Below are 21,101 nucleotides of genomic sequence, written 5' to 3'. Positions count from 1 at the left end.
TGCCCCTGACGTGGCACTTTCGTACAAGGAGAGAGCCCGTGACGCCCTCTACCGTGCCCGTATGACCTGGTGGAACTCCCTTGACCCGGCCGCGGTGACCGTTGACCCCGGTGGCCGGGCGACCGTACGGCTTCGCATACGCAATACGGGAGACACGGTCGAGGAGTACCGGCTCGGGGTGGTCGGCACCCCGGCGGGCTGGGCCCGCGTCGAACCGGAGGTGCTGCGCCTCTACCCGGGCAGCGAGGGAACGGCCGAGATCTCCTTCGCGCCTCCCCGCTCGCCGGACTCGACCGCGGGGCCGACGCCGTTCGGCATCCGCGTCGAGCCCCGTGAACACCCCGAGTCCCGCGATGTCGTCGAGGGCCAGGTCACCGTCGCGCCCTTCTCCGAGATACGGGCGGAACTCCTGCCGCCCACCATCGTCGGACGTTTCCGCGGCCGGGCCTCCGTCGCCGTGGACAACCTCGGCAACACCCCGCTCACCGCCTCGCTGATCGCCCGCGACGACACCGACCGGCTCACCCTCGACGTCCTGCCCACGAGCATCCAGGTCGCCCCCGGGCGGGCGGCGTTCGCCCGCATGACGGTCCGTCCGCAGCAGGTGCGGTGGACGGGCCCCGCGCAGGCGCACCCGCTCACCGTCGCCGTCCGCCGCTCCGGCGACGAGACCGCGTACGAACTGCCGGGCAGCTTCGACCAGCGTGCGGTCCTGCCGCGCTGGCTCCTCGCGCTCGGCAGTGTCCTCGCGGCCCTCGCCATCGCGTTCGCGGTGTTCTGGTTCTCCTACGCGCCCAAGCTGACGGGCTCCGCGCGCGAGAACCAGGCCGCGGCGGCCCCCGACACGGCCCCGCAGGGCGGCGAGAAGGACAACCTCGGGGACGCCCCGCCGCCCCCGAAGGGGAAGAAGGTCGTCGACGCCTCGGACCGCGGTGGCGGCGGCGGGGCTTCCGGCGGCGGAGGCGGCGAGGGCGGCTCCTCGGGTTCGTCCGGCGGAGGTGGCGGCGGCGGTGGGGGCGGCGCCGGTGGCGGGGGAGACGGCGGCGGCCGGGACGGCGGCGGAGGCGGCGGCGGTACGTCGAAGTCCGGCGGCGGCAGCGCGGCCCGCGCCAAGGCGGGGCCGCCGTGGAAGCGGGGCTACAAGCCCGACGTCGTCGTCGAATACGCCCAGCGCCGCCTCGCCGCACTCGGCTCCAGGAACTCCTGCACGCTCGACGGCCGCTGGACCCCCGGCGTCATCGACGCCAACACCGAGGCCTCGCTGATCTGCTACCAGGAGGCCGTCATCCGGTCCGGCCGCAACAGCGGCAACAACACCGCGCAGATCTTCGCCACCGATGACAAGGGCACCCTCGGCAGGGCCACCCTCACCTCCCTGTGGGCGCAGGGCATCCGCGCCGACGACGTCCGCTCCGGTGCCGACAACTGGGAGGTCGTGCAGTTGAAGGCGGCGTTCTGGTGGGCCTCGCAGGCCGGCATCAGCAACGACGACCTGAACCGCGACCGGGCGTACGCCGAGCACGGCGTCACCTACTTCGAGAACGGCCGCACCCCGCCCACCACGGCCCGGTACGACAGCGGCACCGCCGGCCACATCAAGGAGTACCAGGGTGCCGTCGGCCTCCCGAGGACGGGCGTCGCGGACAGCGCGACCCTGCGCGCGATGGTCGGCGGCAGCGTGAAGAACCCCGGCGTGGTGGGACGGTGAGCGAGATGTGGACCGCGCTGGAACCCGACGCCACCAGCGTGGAGCCCGGCTCCACCGCGCGCGTGCGGCTGCGCGTGCGCAACACGGGCGACACCGTCGAGGAGTACCGCCTCCAGGTGGTCGGTGACGCGGCGGGCTGGGCCCGCGTCCAGCCCGATGTGCTGCGCCTGTACCCGGGTGCCGAGGCCACCGCCGAGGTCGAGCTGGCGCCGCCGCGGACCCCGGACGCGCAGGCGGGCCCGACGCCGTTCGGCGTCCGGGTACGGCCGCGCGAGGCGCCGCACACCGGGGACGTCGTCGAGGGCCAGGTCACCGTGGGCCCGTTCACCGAACTCCGCACGGAACTCCTGCCGTTAGTCGTACGCGGCCGACTGCGCGCCAAGGCGTCGGTGGCCGTCGACAACCTCGGCAACCAGCAGCTGACCGCCTCCTTCTCCGGCCGGGAGAACGGCGAGGAGCTGGAGGTCGAGGCCGAACCGGGATCGGTCCAAGTCGCCCCGGGACGCGCCGGGTTCGCCCGGCTGAACCTGAAGCCCGGCGCGGTGAGCTGGGTCGGCGGCACCCAGAAGCACCCGTTCACGGTCTCCGTGCTGCGGGCCGGGGTGCCCGAACCGGTGGAGCTGCGCGGCACCTACGTACAGCCGTCAGTGTTCCCGCGCTGGGTGATGGCGGTCTTCTCGGTCCTGGTCGCGCTGGGTGTGGCGGCCGCCGTGATGTGGTTCCAGCACAAGCCGGGCCTGGCGACCCAGGCCCGGGAGAAGCCCGGCAAGCAGCAGCAACTCCCGCAGGGCGACGGCATGAAGCAGGCGCCGAGCCCCAAGCCCAGCGCCTCCGAGGAGAAGAAGAAGGAGGAGCCCGCGCCGCCGGACGAGGACAAGGACGGGGCGCCGAAGTCCAAGCCGGGCGGCGGCGAGAAGAAGGAGGACGAGCCCGAGGGCCCCTCCACGCACACGATTCGCAGTGCCGAGGGCAGTGGCTGGTACCTGGAGGTCAAGCAGGGGCAGGAGGCCGACGGTACGTACGTCGGACAGAACCCCTCCCTCACGGACGAGTTCGGCAAGAACCAGGACTGGATCCTGCACCACTACCCCGAGTCCGACACCTACGCCCTGGAACCCGCGAGCGCCCCGGGCGCCGTCCTCGACCAGAAGGTCAACACCAACATCGCCCAGATCTTCCACGTGCCCCCGGAGAACCTGGAGTCCGGCCGACTGCCGGACAACCAGAAGTGGAAGCTGGAGAAGCGCGACGACGGGCTGACGCGGATCGTGGCCGTCGGGTCCGGCGAGTGCCTCGTCGACATGCAGAACGACACGAGCGCGGTCACGTGGAAGTGCGACGACCGCAAGAGCATGGGCTGGACGATCTCCGACTGGCCGGAATAGCCCCACACCACCTCACTGCCAGGGCAGTGAGGTGCCCGGCTCCAGCCGGCCCATCTTGCGGTACTCGCGGCGCGCCCCGGCCCGTACGTCCGCGCCCGTGACCGGGCCGCCGCGCCCGGCCGCCAGATAGGCGGCGGTCACCGCGGCCGACCGGATGCCGCCGCCCGCCAGCTCGAACTCCTTGGCGCACAGGGTGAGGTCGTCGTCCAGGCCGGGTGCGCAGGGCGTACCGGCCAGGCAGGTCCGCCACAGCGCGACACGCTGCTCGACGTCGGGGAACGGGAAGTCGACCACGAGGTCCAGACGCCGCGTGAACGCGTCGTCGATGTTCGCGCGCAGATTGGTCGTGAGCACCGCGATCCCGTCGAACGCCTCCAGGCGCTGGAGCAGATAGGCGCTCTCCAGGTTGGCGTACCGGTCGTGCGAACTCTTGACCTCCGAGCGCTTGCCGAAGACGGCGTCGGCCTCGTCGAAGAGCAGCACGGAGTCCGTGCGGTCCGCCTCGACGAAGATCTTCTCCAGGTTCTTCTCGGTCTCGCCGATGTACTTGTCGACCACCGCGGACAGGTCCACGACGTAGAGGTCCAGGCCCAGTTCACCGGCCACCACCTCGGCCGACAGCGTCTTGCCGGTGCCGGAGTCCCCGGCGAACAGGGCGATCACCCCGCGCCCGCGCCCACCCCCGGTCCGCAGCCGCCACTCGCCGAGCACCTTGTCGCGGTGCCGGGCCCGTTGCGTCAACTCGCGGAGCATGCCGAGGGGTTCGTCGGGAAGTACGAGGTCCTCGAAGCCGACCTCGGGCCTGATCCGCCGGGCGTGCTTGTCCAGGAGCGGCGCGGACTGCCGGCGTGCGCTGCCCTGGATGTGCGCGGCGGTCGGCGCGGTGCCGTCGAACGCGGCCAGGGCGGCGGCGGCCCGAGCGGCCCGGCGGATCTGCGCGGCACCGAGCCGATAGGGGGCGACTGCCTCCCCGAGGTCGAAGCCGAGGTCGAGGCAATGGTTGGAGTCGGTGCCGGGGTCGGAGCCGGGGTCCGGTTCGTCGGCGGGCGCGTGTCGGGCGAGTTCGGCACGCCACACGCGGGGCGCGTCGATGCCGCCCCGCGGCGGTGCGTCCAGCGCGAGCAGTCCCGCGTCGGGCGCCCATCCGGGGTCGTACGGCTCGCTCCCGATGAACACCACCGGCACGTCTCCCGTCGCCAAGGGCCGCACCAGGGCGCCGGGATCGGACGGGAGCGGCGTCACGACGAGCGCGGCCCCCCGCAGTCGTGCCTCGCGTACCAGCGCGACGGCGGTCCCGGCGTCCGAGCCCCCGGCCGGGGGCAGGTGGCGCAGCACCGGCAGCCCGGCGGCACGCAGCGCGGCGACCACCGGTTCGGCGGCGGTCTCCTCCCTGCGCTCACGCAGATGGACGAGGACGGGCCGGGTAGCGGCGAGTTCCGCGAGGCGCACGGCCAGCGGATCAGCCGCCTGCGGATCGATCCCTGGCGATTCCGTCGGCGGCAACAACTCGACGTGCTGGCCGACGAGTTCGGGGTCCAGCGCGTCGTCCCCGAGCAGCCACGCCACCACCCGCTCGGGCACCCGTAGCGCGCGCCCCGGCAGCGGCCTGTCCTCCTCGTCGAGGGCGAGGAGCCCCGCGGCCCGCAGCGGCGCACCGGGGTGGAAGCGGGCGCGGGCCACCGGGTCGTGCGGCCCGGTGCCCGCGAGGTCGAGGGCCAGCGCGACCGTCGCCCTGCGCCGCCCCACGTCGTCGTTGAGGAAGCCGTACAGCGGCTCGAAACGGCGGTCCACATCGGGTGCGAGGGCGGCCAGCAGAATCTGCCGGTCCAGCGGCGCGAGGCCGAACAGATCCGCCAACGCGCCCAGCGCGCCGCCCGGTTCGCCCTCCGCGGGACAGGGCGCGGGGGCCGGGTCCTGCGGGGGAGCCGTCGCCAGCCGCTGGGCGGTCTCGGGCGACACGTACAGGCCGCGCAGCGGATCCGCCGCCGTCGGGTCGTCGGACCCGCGCCGCTCGACCAGCTCCGCCACCCGCCCGCGCAGCGCGTCGAGCAGCGCGAGCACCCCTCCGCTGGGGGCGTTCACCGCGTACCCTCCGGCCTGATCCGCAGCGGCCGGGGCCGTGAGTCGCCCGGCTCGCCGTCGATGCCGCGCACGACGACGGCACCCTCGGTGACCGGCGGCGCCACGTCGTACGCGGGCGACACCGGGAACGGCACGATGACCACCACGTCCAGCGACGGCTTCAGCTCACCGCCGAGCGCCGACCAGATGTCCGCGATGGAGCGGGACTCGGGCGGCACCGCGACGCCGAGCGGCAGCGGCGCCCCCAGTGCGGTGAGGGCCGCGGGGAGCCGGTCCGGCGGGAGCAGTTCATGGGCGAGCAGGGTGCCGAGGGCCGCCGAGAGGAGCCGGTGCTCGTCCTCGGGGCGGTTGGTCCAGGCGGTGAGCAGGTACGAGAGCCGGAACCAGCGCGGCGGCTGCCGCCTGCGCAGCACCACGCCGTCCGGCCCGCGCTCGGCGTAGGCTCCGCGCTCGCGCCGGGCGACGTCCTCGCGGATGTCGTACAGGTACGAATTGAGGGTGGGCGCGTTGCGGCGCGCCGCCCAGTCCCGGGTCGGCGCTTCGAAGACGACGTCGCCGGTCCCTTCGGGAAGTGCTCCGCGCAGCAACTGCCGCAGTGCCTCGTCCACTTCGTGGATCACGTCGAAGCCCCCGGCCCGATGGGTCGGAGGCGGTGGAGCGACGGCATCAGATGTATCCCTCCCGCAGCGCGTACGCGACGGCATGCGCGCGGTTCTGTAGCTGTAGGCGCGTCATCAGCGCGTGCAGCACGTTCTTGACGGTCCGCTCGGAGTAGGCGAGCTTCTCCGAGATCTGTTTGGTGTCCAGGCCCTCCGCGATCAGCCGCACCACGTCCACCTCGCGGGGCGCCATGCCCAGCGTCGGTACGAGCGCGCCGCCGGCGGACGGCGAGGAGTCGAGCGCCGAGAGCCGCAGCCGCCCCAGCTGGGTCATGAGCCGGTTGATGAGATCGGGCGGCAGCTCCCCCTCGCCCCGCGCCGCGCTGTGCACGGCCCGCAGCAGTTTCTGCGGGGTCGCCTGGTGCCGCCAGAGGATGGCCCGTACGCCGCATTCGACGACCGCGAGCAGCTCCGGCTCGCGCAGTTCCCTCGCGATCAGTACGACGCGCTGCTCGGCGGCTCTGGCGAGGCGGCGCAGCTCCGTGCCCGCGAGGTCGTCGAGCCGGTCGACGAGCATGACGGCGACCCGCTCCGGTGCGGGCGCCGCTTCGTGCGTGGTCCGAGGCGGCTGTGAGAGGTCCTCGGCGCGGTCCACCAGCTCGACGCTGGGCTGGTGCTGAAGGTGACTGATCACCCCGGCCCGGCTGAGGGGGTCGGTGGCGTGCACGGCCACCGATATGCGTGTATCCGACACTGGTGTTCCCTGTCTTCCCCCGAATAGCGACGGGCACAGGGTGACCGGGGTCGATCAATAAACGATTGTCGATGGATCAACGCGGATGTTTACGGACGTGAGTGGACGTGAGCGGACGTGAGGGAACGTTAGTGGTCACGAGGCCGGGGGCGGGTACGGGGTCCCGCTCAGCAGCCGGGCGAGGTGCACGGTGTTCGCCGCGAGGGCCCGGGTGGTGTCGGCGACGGCGTCGGGGGTCTTGTCCAGATCCTGGTAGTCGGTGCCCTGCTGGGCCTCGCCCACCCAGTAGGTCACGGCCCCCGGCGCGAGGCTGAAGCCGATGTCGTTGAGCCCCTGGAAGACATCGGCGCTCACCTTGTGCGCGCCGTCCTCGTTGCCCACGACCGCCACGGCCGCCACCTTCCCGTGGATCAGGGGGCGGCCCTGGTCGTCGGTCTCGGACTCGGCGTTCAGCCGCTCCATGACGCGCTGGCAGATGCTCGAAGGGTGACCGAGCCAGATCGGCGTGGCCAGGAGCAGGATGTCGGCCGCGAGAACCTTCTCGCGCAGCGCGGGCCAGGCGTCCCCGTCGCCCAGATCGGTGGAGACGCCGGACTTCACGTCGTGGTCGGCGACCCGCACCGACTCCACGCTCACCTCCAGCTTCTCCAGCTCGGCCAGCACCTGGCCGGCCAGCAGCTCACTGCTGGAAGGGGACGGCGAGGGGGAGAGGGTGCAGACGAGTGCCAGGGCGCGCACGGGGGCTCCTTCATCAGACGGATACGGTGGGAGGCCTCCAGTTACCTGATCGTCGCGTACGAAACATCACCGCGCACGCCGACGACGGCATCCGCGCGGCCCGGGTACGCGCCCCGCGCCGCCCCGCCGGCTACTGCACGGCGGCCCGCACGAGGACCTGCTCCGTCTCCGAGGGGAAGAACCCGTTGATCCCCAGCATCAGACGGAGCGCCGTAGCCACACGCGGGGGCAGCGGCCGGGGCAGGCCCGCCGGGGCGAAGACCACCCCGGACGGTTCGACCCGCACCGCGTCCAGTTCGTGCTGGGCGCGCTGCGCCTCGCCGTTGTTGATGTGCAGGAGGGCACGCCGCACGCCGACCGACGCGTGCTCCGAGACGTCCAGAAGAGCGGCGATGCCGGTCGCGGTGGGATCCGGGTCCTGCCGGGGGACGGCTGTCGTGGAGCCCGCCGCCGCGCACTCCACCGCGGCCTCCCGCAGGTGGGTGCTCGCCTTGTCCAGGATCTTGACGATCGCACACAACCGTCCTGTGTCGAACGACGCCATACGATCACTCCTCTGCGATGCCGCGCGTACGAGCACGCGCTCGACGAGTAGGACTGCCAACAGGCGTATCACCGGCGCGCGCACCGACCGAACCCCTTCGAGGGAGCGCACACGGCGCGCAGAGAGGAAAAGCAGCCGGCACATCCGCCCGGCCTTCCGCCGGGGGGCGCACGCCGGGCGGCGGCCGCACCCGGTCGTCGCGCGACCTCTCCCCACCGCCCTGACGAGGGGAAATTCCCGGGTGCGCCCGCGGAGGGCGCGGTACGTTGAGGGGGCGCGCCGGGGATGGGGGCGCCGCGCGGGCGGGCGACCGTGGCGCGGCGCGCGTGACGCCGCGAGCCCGACGAGGGGCCGCGGTCAGGTCTCCGGGGCGTCCTACCACCCAGCCCCCGTTTCGAGGCCAACCCACCGTGTTCCTGACGATCAGCACCACCGGCGTCCCCGAACGCCCCGCGACCGACCTCGGGTTCCTGCTGCACAAGCACCCCGGCAGGACGCAGGCGTTCTCCACCTCCCACGGCACCGCGCATGTCTTCTACCCCGAGGCGAGCGAGGAGCGCTGCACGGCCGCGCTGCTCCTGGAAGTCGACCCCGTCGCCCTCGTGCGGCGCGGCAAGGGCAGGGGGCGCGGCGGGGCACCCGACGCGGCGCTCGCGCAGTACGTGAACGACCGGCCCTACGCCGCGTCGTCACTGCTCGCCGTCGCGCTGAGCGCGGTGTTCTCCAGCGCGATGCGCGGCGTGTGCACCGCGCGGCCCGAGCGGGCCGCGCAGCCGCTGCCGCTGCGCGTCGAGGTGCCCGCGCTGCCCGCGCGCGGAGGCGCCGAGCTGGTACGGGCGCTGTTCGAGCCGTTGGGCTGGACGGTGGAGGTCACGCCGGTCCCCTTGGACGAGCGCTTTCCGGAGTGGGGCGACTCGCGGTACGTCGGTCTCGTACTCGACGCGCCCGACGGGAGGCTGACCCTCGGCGAGGCACTGCGCCACCTGTACGTCCTGCTGCCCGTCCTCGACGACGCCAAGCACTACTGGGTGTCCCCGGACGAGGTCGACAAGCTGCTACGGGCCGGTGAGGGCTGGCTCGCCGACCACCCGGAACAGCACGTCATCACCAGCCGCTACCTGGCGCGGCGCTGGTCCCTGACGCGCGAGGCGAGGGAGCGCCTGGAGCTGGTGCGGCTCGCCGACGCGGACGACACGGACGTCGAGGAGATCGACAACGCCGTCGACGAGCGCTCCGACACCGAGGAGAAGCCCGTACCGCTCGCCGTCCGCCGCCGCGAGGCGATCCTCGCGTCGCTCACCGCCGCGGGCGCGGCCCGCGTGCTCGACCTGGGTTGCGGACAGGGCCAGTTGGTGCAGGCGCTGCTCAAGGACACCCGGTTCACCGAGATCGTCGGGGTCGACGTGTCCATGCGCGCGCTGACCGTCGCCTCGCGGCGGCTGGGACTGGACCGCATGGGTGAGCGCCAGGCGGAGCGCGTCAAGCTCCTCCAGGGCTCGCTGGCGTACACCGACAAGCGGCTCAAGGGGTACGACGCGGCGGTGCTCAGCGAGGTCATCGAACACGTCGACGTGGAGCGGCTGCCCGCCCTGGAGTACGCGGTGTTCGGCTCAGCCCGCCCCCGCACGGTCCTGGTGACCACGCCCAACGTCGAGTACAACGTCCGCTGGGAGACGCTCCCCGCCGGCCACACACGCCACGGCGACCACCGCTTCGAGTGGACGCGCGAGGAGTTCGGGGTATGGGCGCACGAGGTCGCCCAACGCCACGGGTACGGCGTGGAGTTCATACCCGTGGGCGACGACGATCCCGAAGTGGGACCGCCCACCCAGATGGCGGCCTTCACCCGCACTGAGCAGACCGAGCAGACCGAGCAGACCCGCCCGGCCGCGACGACGACCGAGAAGAACACGAAGGGGGTACGGGCGGCATGACCGACGACACCAGCACCAGCACCAGCAGCGGCACCGAAGCACCACGCGCGGGGCGGATCCTGCCCGTCACCGACCTCTCCCTCGTCGTCCTCGTCGGCGCCACCGGATCAGGCAAGTCCACCTTCGGACGGCGGCACTTCAAGGCCACCGAGGTGATCTCCAGCGACTTCTGCCGCGGCCTCGTCGCCGACGACGAGAACGACCAGAGCGCCAGCCGCGACGCCTTCGACGTGCTGCACTACATCGCGGGCAAGCGCCTCGCCGCCGGCCGTCGTACGGTCGTCGACGCCACGAACGTCCAGAGCGACAGCCGCAAGCAGCTGATCGAGCTGGCCCGGACGCACGACGTGCTGCCCATCGCCATCGTGCTCGACGTGCCCGAGGAGGTCTGCGCCGCCCGCAACGCGCTCCGCGCGGACCGGGCAGGACTGCCGCGCCGCGTCATCCAGCGCCACCAGCGCGAACTGCGCCGCTCCCTGCGCCACTTGGAGCGCGAGGGCTTCCGCAAGGTGCACGTCCTGCGGGGCGTCGCGGAGATCGAAGCGGCCGAGATCGTCACCGAGAAGCGCTACAACGACCTGTCCCACCTCACCGGCCCCTTCGACATCATCGGCGACATCCACGGCTGCGCCCTCGAACTGGAAGCCCTCCTCGGCAAGCTCGGATACGTCGACGGGGCGCACCCCGAAGGACGTACGGCCGTCTTCGTCGGCGACCTCGTCGACCGCGGCCCGGACACCCCGGGCGTGCTGCGCCGCGTCATGGCGATGGTCGCCGCGGGCACCGCGCTGTGCGTGCCCGGCAACCACGAGAACAAGCTCGGCCGCTACCTCAAGGGCCGCGGCGTCCAGCACACCCACGGACTCGCCGAGACCATTGAGCAGCTGGAGCGGGAGAGCGACGAATTCCGCACCCAGGTACGGGAGTTCGTCGACGGGCTCGTGTCGCACTACGTCCTCGACGGCGGCAAGCTGGTGGTCTGCCACGCCGGACTGCCCGAGAAGTACCACGGGCGCACGTCCGGGCGGGTCCGCTCGCACGCGCTGTACGGCGACACCACCGGCGAGACCGACGAGTTCGGGCTGCCGGTGCGCTACCCCTGGGCCGAGGACTACCGCGGCAAGGCCGCCGTCGTCTACGGCCACACCCCCGTGCCCACCGCGAGCTGGCTGAACAACACCATCTGCCTGGACACCGGCGCCGTCTTCGGAGGCAAGCTGACCGCGCTGCGCTGGCCAGAGCGCGAGCTGGTCGACGTACCCGCCGAACGGGTCTGGTACGAACCCGTCAAGCCGCTGCGCACCGAGGCGCCGGGCGGCCACGACGGGCGCCCGCTCGACCTGGCCGACGTGCACGGCCGCCGGGTTGTGGAGACCAGGCACGCGGGCCGCGTCGCCGTGCGCGAGGAGAACGCCGCGGCGGCCCTTGAGGTCATGAGCCGCTTCGCCGTCGACCCGCGCCTGCTGCCGTACCTGCCGCCGACGATGGCGCCCACCGCCACCTCGCGCAGGGACGCCTACCTGGAGCACCCGGCCGAGGCCTTCGCCTCGTACGCGCGGGACGGCGTCGCCCGCGTGGTGTGCGAGGAGAAGCACATGGGCTCGCGCGCGGTGGCCCTGGTCTGCCGCGACGCGGCCGTGGCCCGCGAGCGGTTCGGCGTCGAGGAGGGCCCGACCGGCTCCCTCTACACCCGCACGGGCCGCCCCTTCTTCAGCGACGCGTCCACGACGGAGGAGATACTGGCCAGGCTGCGCGCCGCCGTCACGGACGCGGGCCTGTGGGAGGAGCTGGACACGGACTGGCTGCTGCTCGACGCCGAGCTGATGCCGTGGTCCCTGAAGGCATCCGGCCTGCTCCGCACGCAGTACGCGGCCGTCGGCGCCGCCTCCGGGGCGGTCTTCCCCGGCGCGCTGGCCGCCCTGGAGGCCGCCACGGCGCGGGGCGTCGACGTGGACGCGCTGCTCGCGAGGCAGCGCGAACGCGCCACGGACGCCGCCGCGTTCACCGACGCCTACCGCCGCTACTGCTGGCCCACCGAGGGCCTGGAGGGCGTACGGCTCGCGCCGTTCCAGATCCTGGCCGCCCAGGGCCGCAGCCTCGCCGCGCTCGCGCACGACGAACAACTGGCCTTGATCGACCGCATGGTGGAGCACGACCAGAGCGGCCTGCTCCAGACCACCCGCCGCCTCTACGTCGACACCGGCGACGAGTCGTCGGTGCGGGCGGGCGTCGACTGGTGGCTGGAGATGACCAGCCGCGGCGGCGAGGGCATGGTCGTCAAGCCCCTCACGGCCCTGGTCAGGAACGACCAGGGGCGGCTGGTGCAGCCCGGCATCAAGTGCCGCGGCCGCGAGTACCTGCGGATCATCTACGGCCCGGAGTACACCCGCCCGGAGAACCTGGAGAAGCTGCGGGACCGCTCCCTCGGCCACAAGCGCTCGCTCGCCACGCGCGAGTACGCGCTCGGCCTGGAGGCCCTCGACCGCCTCGCGGAGGGCGAGCCGCTGTGGCGCGTCCACGAAGCGGTGTTCGCGGTGCTGGCCCTGGAGTCGGAACCGGTGGACCCGCGGCTCTGAGAACCGGGGCGCCGATCCGCCACCAGGTGCCGTGTTGACCGCGCGTAGGCCGTCCGGCCGGGGAAAGATGGACCCCATGGGATTCCATGTCGACTCCGAGGCCGGGCGGCTGCGCCGCGTCATACTGCACCGCCCCGATCTGGAGCTCAAGCGGCTCACTCCGAGCAACAAGGACGCCCTCCTCTTCGACGACGTCCTCTGGGTGCGCAGGGCCCGCCAGGAGCACGACGGCTTCGCGGACGTACTGCGCGACCGGGGCGTCGAGGTGCACCTCTTCGGCGACCTGCTGACCGAGACCCTGGACGTGCCGGCGGCCCGCCTCGTCGTCCTGGACCGGGTCTTCGACGAGAAGGAGTACGGCCCGCTCGCCACGGACCACCTGCGCGCCGCGTTCGAGACGCTGCCGTCCGCCGAACTCGCCGAGGCGCTGGTCGGCGGCATGACGAAGCGGGAGTTCCTCGAACGGCACGCCGAGCCGACATCCGTGCGCTTCCACTGCATGGACCTGGACGACTTCCTGCTCGGCCCGCTGCCCAACCACCTCTTCACCCGCGACACCTCCGCCTGGATCTACGACGGCGTCTCCATCAACGCCATGCGCTGGCCCGCCCGGCAGCGCGAAACCGTCCACTTCGAGGCGATCTACCGCCACCACCCACTGTTCCGGGACGGCGACTTCAACGTCTGGTCGGAGGGCCAGGCCGACTACCCCTCGACCATCGAGGGCGGCGACGTCCTGGTCATCGGCAAGGGCGCGGTGCTCATCGGCATGAGCGAGCGCACCACCCCGCAGGCCGTCGAGATGCTCGCGCACAAGCTGTTCGCGGCGGGCTCCGCACAGACGATCGTGGCCCTCGACATGCCGAAGCGGCGCGCGTTCATGCACCTCGACACGGTCATGACGATGGTCGACGGCGACACCTTCACCCAGTACGCGGGCCTGGGCATGCTCCGCTCGTACACCATCGAACCGGGTGTCGGGGACCGGGAGTTGAAGGTCACCGACCATCCGCCCGAGAACATGCACCGGGCCATCGCCGCCGCGCTCGGCCTCGACTCGGTCCGGGTGCTCACGGCCACGCAGGACGTGCACGCCGCCGAGCGCGAGCAGTGGGACGACGGCTGCAACGTCCTCGCCGTCGAACCGGGCGTGGTGGTCGCGTACGAGAGGAACGCGACCACCAACACGTATCTGCGCAAGCAGGGCCTCGAGGTGATCGAGATCCTCGGGAGCGAGCTGGGGCGCGGCCGGGGCGGGCCGCGGTGCATGAGCTGCCCGGTGGAGAGGGAGGCGGTACCGGGGGCGTAACGTACCGGGGGCGTAACGTCGGAAAGCGCGCATTCGGGGCCCGCGTGGAGCCCCGTGACCCAAGCACCACCAGAAACGAGAACCACCCCATGAGCCCCAAGAGTCCGAACGGGCTGCGCATCAAGTCCCCCGACCAGCTCGTCGCCGAATCCGGCGCGGACCTCGAGGGGCACGGCCTCCAACGGACCATGGGGCTCTTCCAGCTCGTGTGCTTCGGCGTCGGCGCCATCGTCGGCACCGGCATCTTCGTCGGACTGTCCGACTCGGTGGCCGAGGCGGGTCCCGCCGTCGCCGTCTCGTTCGTTCTCGCCGCGGTCACCTGCATCTTCACCGCGTTCTCGTTCGCCGAGCTGGGGGGCGCGATCCCGGTGTCGGGCAGCTCGTACTCGTTCGCGTACGCCTCCCTCGGCGAGCGCGTCGCGTTCCTCGTGGGCTGGTGCCTGTTCCTGGAGTACGGCGTCTCGGTCTCGGCGGTCGCCGTCGGCTGGAGCCAGTACCTCAACGAACTCCTGAACAGTCTCACCGGCTGGGAGCTGCCCGCCGCCCTGTCCGCGGGCCCCGGTGAGGGCGGCGCGGTGAACCTCCCCGCCGTCGTCGTCATCCTGCTCGCCGCCGTCCTCCTGGTGCGCGGCATCCGCGAGAGCGCCGGTGCCACGGCCGCCATGGCGGTGCTGAAGATCGGCATCCTGCTGCTCTTCCTGGCCATCGCGTTCACCGCGTTCGAGGACGGCAACCTCACGCCGTTCGCGGGTGCGGGCGTCTCCGGCATCACCGCGGGCGCCTCGCTCGCCTTCTTCTCCTTCATCGGCTTCGACGCCGTCACCACGGCCGGCGAGGAGGTCAAGGACCCGCGGCGCAACATTCCGCTCGCGATCATGATCTGCATCGGCGTGGTCACCCTGCTGTACGTCGCGGTGGCGCTCGCGGCCATCGGCGCGCTCGGCTCGGACGCCGTGGCGGACAAGCCCGCCGCGCTCTCACTCGTCGTCAACGAGGTCACGGGGTCGACCGTCGGCGGCGGCATCATCGCCTTCGGCGCGGTCGTCGCCATCGCGTCCGTCGTCCTCGCCGTGATGTACGGCCAGACCCGCATCCTGATGTCGATGTCCCGCGACGGCCTCATGCCGCGTGTCTTCGAACGCGTCTCGCCGCGGACCTCGACGCCCGTCGCCAACACCTGGATCGTCGCGGCCGTCGTCGCCGTCCCCGCGGCCTTCTCCTCGCTCGACGTGGTGGTCGGCCTGACCACCATCGGCACGCTCGCCATCATGGCCGTGGTGAACATCGCGGTGCTCGCCCTGCGGCGCTCGCACCCCGGCCTGCGGCGCACCTTCCGGGTGCCGTTCTACCCCGTGAGCCCCCTCCTCGGCGTGGGCTTCTGCCTCTATCTGATCTGGGGCACGGGCTGGTCGACGTGGGTGCAGTTCGCCGTCTTCCTGGCGGTCGGCGCCGTCGTGTACGCGCTGTACGGGCGACGCGGCTCCCGTCTGGCGAAGGCAGCCGATCAGGCCCTGAACGGGGGGCCCGCCCAGTAAGCTGATCCGGCCGACGGCCCGGGAGGCCGCGGGGCACGGGGGCCGGGCGGCACGGGAGCGAGGGGGCGGCCGTGATTGAACTCTCCGAAGTCATCGCCGAGTTGAGGCGGGAACTGGACGAGGCCATGACGGCGGGCGCCGGGCACCGGCTGCGGTTCGAACTGGGGCCCGTCGAGGTCGAGGCGTCCGTCGCCGTCGAACGCTCGGGCGGAGCCGACGCCAAGATCCGCTTCTGGGTGCTCGACGCGGGCGCGGACGCCCGGATCGCCCGCGGTGAGACCCACCGCATCTCCCTCACGCTGCACCCGAAGATCACCGGACAGTCCGGGCCGCCCGAGATCGCGGGCCGCGAGGCGGAGCGCGAGCGCTGACCGGCGCGGGGGAGCGGTGAGCACACCCGGTCTCGACGTCCGGCGGGTCGCCGAGATCATCGTGACGAGCGGGCACGGCGAGCGGCGCCGCGGCACCGGCTGCCTCATCCGCGACGGCCTGGTCCTCACCGCCGAACACGTCGTACGCGGCGCCCGGACCGTGGACGTCCGCTTCGACGCCGACCGGCCGGGCGAGCGCACCCACCGGGCAGCCCTCGCCTGGTCCCACGCCGACACCGACGCGGCCCTGCTCACGGTGGCGGGGGAGAAGGCGGACGGCCCCCTCCTCCTCGGCGGCATCGGCGAACGCGACGCCGTCCTGCGCTGTACGACCCTCGGATTCCCCCGCCACAAGCTGCGTACCGACCCGACGGGCGCCGCCCTCGCCTACCGCGACTCCTGCCACGCACAGGGCTCCACCGCCGTCCTCGGCAACCGCCGCGAGGGCACCCTCGACCTGCGCGTCCCGCCCCCGGACCGGGACCCCGACCCGGACCGCTCGCCCTGGGAGGGGATGTCCGGCGCCCCCGTCTTCAGCGGTGAACGGCTCGTCGGCATCGTCGCCAGACACCACCGCTCGGACGGCCTCGGCAGCCTCGCCGTGCTCCGCGTCGACCGCTGGCACGAGCGGCTCGACGCCGCTGAACAGGCCGCTCTGGAGGCCCTGATCGGCGTACGCGTCGGCCCCGGCGGCGACCTGCGCGACGTACTGCCCCTGGACGGCGGCGCACTCGCCCAGAGCGCGCATGTGCGGCAGGTGCGCGACATCGCGCCGCCCCGGCTCGTCGCCAGGGAGGCGGAGATCGAGGAACTCGTCACCTTCTGCGCGGGGCGCGACGAGCCCTACCAGTGGTGGCAGGCCCTGCCCTGGAGCGGCAAGACGGCCCTCGCCTCGACCTTCGTCCTGCACCCGCCCGCGGGCGTCCGCACGGTGTCGTTCTTCGTCACCGCCCGCTGGGCCGAACAGGCCGACAGCGACGCCTTCACCGACGCCCTGATCGCCCAGCTCGCGCCCCTCGCCGGCATCGCGGGCGCCGAGGCGGTGCCCGCCGGCCGCGACCCACTGCGCCGGCTCCTCCTGGAGCGGGCCGCCGAACGCCTCGCCGAGCGGGACGAGACGCTGCTCCTCGTCGTCGACGGCCTCGACGAGGACCGCGGCGCGGGCCCCGGCAGCCCCCGCCCCAGCATCGCGGCCCTGCTGCCGCCCCGCCCGCCCGCCAACGTCCGCGTCCTCGTGACCAGCCGCCCGCACCCGGGCGTGCCCCTGGACGTGCCGGGCGACCACCCGCTGCGGCACTGCCCCCGCAGGCGGCTCGACGCGAACGACTTCGCCCGGCACACCTGGGAGGAGGCCAAGCGCGAGCTGCACGAGGCGCTGCGCGGCGACCGTGCGCAGGTGGACCTCCTCGGTCTGGTCACCGCCGCGCAGGGCGGTCTCACCCTCCGCGACCTCGTGGAGCTGACGGGGCTGATGCCCTACGAGCTGGAGGCCCGGCTCTCCAGCATGTTCGGCCGCAGCCTGGAGACCCGTACGCGCTGGGACCTGGAGGAGGAGAAGGGGTACCTCTTCGCTCACGAGACCCTGCACGAACAGGCCGCGGAGGCGCTCGGCCCGGCCCTCGCGGGGTACCGCGCCCGCATCCACGCCTGGGCCGACGAGTACCGCGAGCGGGGCTGGCCCGACGGCACGCCGGGATACCTCCTGCACACGTACGGCAGGCTCCTCGCGTCCGGCGACGACCTGGTGCGCCACCTCGCCACGATCACCGACCCGCTCCGCCACGAGAGGCTCCTCGCCGTCACCGGGAGCGATGCCGTCGCCCGCGCCGACGTTCAGGCGGCCCGCAGACGGCTCGCCGCGACGCCGGGCGGCGACCTCGGGACCGTCGGAGAACTCGCGCTCCTGAACGACCGGTTGGGGCACAGGGGCGGCGTCCTGCCGGAGTACCTGCCCGCCGTGTGGGCGGCGCTCGGGCGGCGGGCCCAGGCGGAGGGCATGGCCCGCTCCCTCATCGACCCTCAGGCCCGGCAGCGCGCCCTGGCCCGGATGGTGGCCCACGCGGCGGTGCCCGACCCGCGCCTCGCCCGGAGCGTGGCCGCGGAGACCGAGAGCCTGGCGCTGCGGCGGGTCGGCGGCGCGGAGGTCTACGCGTACGAACACGTCGGGTTCTGCGTGGACCGGGTGACCGGGCTCATCAGGGCGGGGGAGCCGCACGCCGCCCTGGCCGAGGCGCTGCGGCCCCCGGACGGCTGGGAGCGGGCCCTCGTGCTGCGCACCCTGGCCGAGCGTGCCCGCGCGGGCACGCTCATGGGCGTGACGGAACTGGCCGACGTGGCCGAGGGGTCGGCGGAGCGCCTGCGGGCGCGGCCCGACCGCGCGCGGCCCGACCGGGCCCTGCTCCTCGGCTGCGCGGCGCTCGCGGTCCGCGAGGAGTCACCGGCGCGCAGCGAGCGGCTTCTGCGGGCGGCGGAACAGGTGCCCTACCGACGCGCCAGGCACTCCCTGGCCTGCCTGGCCGTTCTGCTCGCACGGGCCGAGCCGGAACGCGCGCGCGGAATCGTGCGCCGGGTCCGCCTGCGCACCCCCCTCGGCGCAGACGTCCAACCCGCCCTCGCACACGTCCGCCAGGCCACCGGCGAGGAGACCGGAGGCATCTTCGCGCTCGGCGCGGCCGCCGAGGAAGGAGCCGAGGTCGCCCTGCCCCTCTTCAGCGCCGAGATGCGCGGCATTCTGGGGCAAACGCTCGCACTGGCGGGCCGGACCGCCGAGGCCCGGCAGGCCGCGTCCGCGCTGAACGCCACGCAGGCCGCGGAGGTGGAAGCCGCCATCGCCCTGAGCCTCGCCGCCACCGCCCCCGAGGAGGCGGCCGCCCTGGCCAGGGCGCTCGCGGAGCGCTCCCGCGGCTCCGACAGCGATCACGCCGCGCTGCTTCCGCTGTTCCCGGTGCTTCCCGAGGCCCTCGCGCTCGCCGGGGACGCGGACCTGGCCGGCCGACTCTCCCGCTACCATCTGCCGGCCCAGTCGCGGTGGCTGATGATCCTGCTCTGGCGTGCCGAGGGGGGAGCCGAGGTGAGGCGGATGATGCGCCGGGCGGGACTGGGGCTGTCGCCGGGCGCGTTCACGCGCTTTTGTGACTATCTGGACGTACTGGCCCGGGCGAAGGGAGTGGATGACGCCGCCGTCCTCGCCGGGAAGCGCGAGGGTGCGGAGGCCGCCTCCTGCTTCGCCTCGCTGATCCGGCAGCTCCCGCCGGGTGATCCGCGCCGGGCGCGGTACGCGGAACGGGCGCGCGCCGAGGCCAACGACGGTGACCCGCGCCCGGAGGTCTCCTCGTCCGCGTGGTGGGCGGGGCTCGCGGCGACGCTCTGGGGGCAGCCGGACGCGGTGCGCTTTTGGATCGCGGCCCGGGTACGGTCCGTGGCCGGTACGTCGACGGGTGCGCAGGCGCTGATGCCGAGGGCGTCGGCCACGCGCTGGCTGGGCTCGCCGTTCGAACGGGCGTCGGCCGTCCTCGCGCTGGCGGCCACCGACCCCGACGAGGCGGTCGGGCTGCTCAAGCGGTGGCGGCGCAGGGACGCGTGTTCGGAGAGCCCGGAGCACGCGGAGGCCGGGGCCCTCTGGGCGATGACGGAGTTCCTGCTGGGCATCCCCGAGGCCGAGCGCGAGTGCGTGGTGCCGGAGCGGTCGACGGGGCCGTTTCTGGCCGCGGCGGCCCTGGCCCTCCTGGGCGGCGGCAGGGAGTGGCACTCGCTGGGCGGCTCGGTCGCCGCCGGACCGTCGCTCCTGCGCCGCCTGCTGGTCCTGGACTCCTACACGGACCGGCCCCGGGCGGTGGACAGCGCGGGCGCCGAGCGTCTGATCCGTGAGCTGCTGGTACGTGAGGACTGGTGGCGGGCACTGCCCGCGCTCGCCCTGCTGGATCCGGCGGCGGTCCGCCGTATCGGCGCGGCCGTGCTCCGCCGGCTCAGCTGACCCCGGGCCCGCCGCCCGCGCACCCGCGGGTGGGGAGCGTGAACCACACCGCCTTGCCGGACTCGGTGGGCCGGTGCCCGCACGACGAGCTGAGGGTGCGGATCAGGAGGAGACCTCGGCCGTGCTCCTGCCAGGGGTCGGGCTCCTCGGGCGGGCAGGGGGCGGTGAGATCGCCGGGCGGCAGCGGGCTGGAGTCGTGCACCTCGACCTGGCAGCCGGTGGGCAGCAGCTCGATCACCAGCTCTATCGGGTCCTGCCCCCTGGTGTGCTCGACGGCGTTGGCGACCAGTTCCGCGGTGAGCAGTTCCGCGGTGTCGGTGTCGGCGGACGACTCGATGTCGGTCAGCGCGGTACGGACCAGGGCGCGCGCGACGGGCACGGCTGCCGTGGTGTGCGGCAGCGCGATGCGCCAGGAGGCGGGGGAGGCGGGCTCGTGCAAGGCGGGGGGTCCGTTCAGAGCAGCAGGCGATCCTGCTTTCAACCGTACGAATCTTAAGCGCTATGTCGACAGGGACGACGGTCGGGCGTGCGGGGGACGTCCGGCCCGGGGTGATGTACCGCGTGTATCGCGTACTCGTGACGACAGTCACGAACAGCTGATAGCTTCGAAGGGAGCGACGCAGCCCCGAGGCCCAGGAGGCCGCACCTGATGAGTCCCTTCACCGGCTCCGCTTCCCGCACCCCCGACTGGCGGCATCTGCGCCTCGCCGTCGACGACGGGGTCGCCACGGTCACCCTCGCCCGCCCCGACAAGCTCAACGCCCTCACCTTCGGCGCCTACGCCGACCTGCGCGACCTCCTCGCCGAGCTGTCCCGCGACAAGTCCGTACGCGCCCTGGTGCTCGGCGGCGAGGGGCGCGGATTCTGCTCGGGCGGGGACGTCGACGAGATCATCGGCGCGACGCTCGCCATGGACACCGCCCAGCTCCTCGACTTCAACCGCATGACGGGGCAGGTCGTCCGGGCCATCAGGGAGTGCCCCTTCCCGGTGATCGCCGCCGTGCACGGAGTGGCCGCGGGCGCGGGCGCCGTGCTCGCCCTCGCCGCGGACTTCCGCGTCGCGGACCCGAGCGCCCGCTTCTCCTTCCTCTTCACCCGCGTGGGGCTCTCCGGAGGCGACATGGGCGCCGCCTACCTCCTGCCCCGCGTCGTCGGCCTCGGCCACGCCACGCGGCTGCTGATGCTGGGCGACGCGGTGCGCGCCGCGGAGGCCGAACGGATCGGCCTGATCAGTGAGTTGACGGACGAGGGCAAGGCCGCGGAGGCCGCCCGCACCCTGGCCCGCCGCCTCGCCGACGGCCCGGCCCTCGCGTACGCCCAGACCAAGGCGCTGCTCACCTCCGAACTGGACATGCCCCTGGCGGCGTCGGTGGAACTGGACGCGGCGACCCAGGCACTGCTCATGAACGGCGAGGACTACGCCGAGTTCCACGCCTCGTTCACGGAGAAGCGCCCGCCGAAGTGGCGGGGCCGGTGAGGGCGGGGGCGCCCGCCGGGGCGGTGCCTACCGGATCCGGGTCACTCTCGGAGTGCGCTGTGGCGGGCAAGCAGTACGCAGCAAACGCGCCGGGGACGGGCGCCGGACCGGCCCCA

General features: G+C 73.4%; 15 protein-coding genes. 9 read left to right on the top strand and 6 right to left on the bottom strand.

The genetic code is table 11. The annotated features are described in order from the left end of the window. Positions 1 to 61: 61 nt before the first annotated feature. Together IG54_RS0109605 and IG54_RS39195 are read left to right on the top strand one after the other, a co-directional pair. A complete protein-coding gene (locus tag IG54_RS0109605; RefSeq protein ID WP_030779965.1) occupies positions 62 to 1,708 on the top strand; it encodes a peptidoglycan-binding domain-containing protein in 1,647 nt (548 codons plus the stop codon). Between the two features lie 5 nt (positions 1,709 to 1,713). Then, a complete protein-coding gene (locus tag IG54_RS39195; protein ID WP_324615411.1) occupies positions 1,714 to 3,093 on the top strand; it encodes an RICIN domain-containing protein in 1,380 nt (459 codons plus the stop codon). A 12-nt stretch (positions 3,094 to 3,105) separates the two neighbouring features. Here the strand turns inward: IG54_RS39195 and IG54_RS0109595 are convergent, their stop codons facing one another. From IG54_RS0109595 to IG54_RS0109575, 5 genes are all read right to left on the bottom strand, one after another. Beyond that, the gene (locus IG54_RS0109595) at positions 3,106 to 5,175 is read right to left on the bottom strand and encodes an AAA family ATPase (protein WP_037896773.1); all 2,070 of its coding nucleotides are present in this window, start codon (positions 5,173 to 5,175) and stop codon (positions 3,106 to 3,108) included. Then, positions 5,172 to 5,795, bottom strand: a complete 624-nt coding sequence (locus IG54_RS0109590; RefSeq protein ID WP_037896772.1) for a DUF4255 domain-containing protein — start codon at positions 5,793 to 5,795, stop codon at positions 5,172 to 5,174. The genes IG54_RS0109595 and IG54_RS0109590 overlap by 4 nt, the downstream gene beginning before the upstream one ends. 46 nt (positions 5,796 to 5,841) lie before the next feature. Next, positions 5,842 to 6,528, bottom strand: a complete 687-nt coding sequence (locus IG54_RS0109585; RefSeq protein WP_030779951.1) for a response regulator transcription factor — start codon at positions 6,526 to 6,528, stop codon at positions 5,842 to 5,844. Between the two features lie 135 nt (positions 6,529 to 6,663). After that, entirely contained in the window at positions 6,664 to 7,266 is a 603-nt protein-coding gene (locus IG54_RS0109580; protein ID WP_030779948.1) for a flavodoxin family protein, read from the bottom strand. 130 nt (positions 7,267 to 7,396) lie between these two features. Next, complete coding sequence (locus tag IG54_RS0109575; protein WP_030779945.1) at positions 7,397 to 7,810, bottom strand: hypothetical protein; 414 nt, start codon at positions 7,808 to 7,810, stop codon at positions 7,397 to 7,399. A gap of 410 nt (positions 7,811 to 8,220) precedes the next feature. On the opposite strand from IG54_RS0109575, the gene IG54_RS0109570 reads away from it, so the two are divergent. From IG54_RS0109570 to IG54_RS39190, 6 genes are all read left to right on the top strand, one after another. After that, positions 8,221 to 9,744 (top strand): 3' terminal RNA ribose 2'-O-methyltransferase Hen1, encoded by a 1,524-nt coding sequence (locus tag IG54_RS0109570; protein WP_030779943.1) that lies wholly within the window; start codon positions 8,221 to 8,223, stop codon positions 9,742 to 9,744. Then, positions 9,741 to 12,320 carry a polynucleotide kinase-phosphatase gene (locus IG54_RS0109565; RefSeq protein ID WP_051819395.1) on the top strand — a complete coding sequence of 860 codons (2,580 nt, stop codon included), beginning with the start codon at positions 9,741 to 9,743 and terminating at the stop codon, positions 12,318 to 12,320. The genes IG54_RS0109570 and IG54_RS0109565 overlap by 4 nt, the downstream gene beginning before the upstream one ends. 76 nt (positions 12,321 to 12,396) lie before the next feature. Beyond that, positions 12,397 to 13,629 carry an arginine deiminase gene (locus tag IG54_RS0109560; RefSeq protein WP_030779936.1) on the top strand — a complete coding sequence of 411 codons (1,233 nt, stop codon included), beginning with the start codon at positions 12,397 to 12,399 and terminating at the stop codon, positions 13,627 to 13,629. Between the two features lie 89 nt (positions 13,630 to 13,718). Continuing rightward, positions 13,719 to 15,164 (top strand): amino acid permease, encoded by a 1,446-nt coding sequence (locus IG54_RS0109555; RefSeq protein WP_030779933.1) that lies wholly within the window; start codon positions 13,719 to 13,721, stop codon positions 15,162 to 15,164. A 71-nt stretch (positions 15,165 to 15,235) separates the two neighbouring features. Further along, positions 15,236 to 15,535: a trypco2 family protein gene (locus IG54_RS0109550; RefSeq protein WP_030779929.1), complete on the top strand. Its 300-nt coding sequence runs from the start codon at positions 15,236 to 15,238 to the stop codon at positions 15,533 to 15,535. 16 nt (positions 15,536 to 15,551) lie between these two features. Beyond that, on the top strand, positions 15,552 to 19,508 hold the full coding sequence (locus IG54_RS39190) for a trypsin-like peptidase domain-containing protein (protein ID WP_030779927.1): 3,957 nt from the start codon (positions 15,552 to 15,554) through the stop codon (positions 19,506 to 19,508). On the opposite strand, the gene IG54_RS0109540 is transcribed toward IG54_RS39190, so the two are convergent. Next, positions 19,501 to 19,947, bottom strand: coding sequence for an ATP-binding protein (locus tag IG54_RS0109540; protein WP_051819394.1), 447 nt, complete (start codon positions 19,945 to 19,947; stop codon positions 19,501 to 19,503). The two genes, IG54_RS39190 and IG54_RS0109540, sit on opposite strands and share 8 nt — an antisense overlap. Before the next feature lie 210 nt (positions 19,948 to 20,157). On the opposite strand from IG54_RS0109540, the gene IG54_RS0109535 reads away from it, so the two are divergent. Next, entirely contained in the window at positions 20,158 to 20,985 is an 828-nt protein-coding gene (locus tag IG54_RS0109535; protein WP_030779919.1) for an enoyl-CoA hydratase family protein, read from the top strand. Positions 20,986 to 21,101: the final 116 nt, after the last annotated feature.

The organism is Streptomyces sp. NRRL S-920 (assembly GCF_000717945.1).
Classification (GTDB): domain Bacteria; phylum Actinomycetota; class Actinomycetes; order Streptomycetales; family Streptomycetaceae; genus Streptomyces; species Streptomyces alboniger.
Note: the sequence above shows the minus strand (reverse complement) of the source record. Positions and strands in the feature narration are given on the sequence as shown.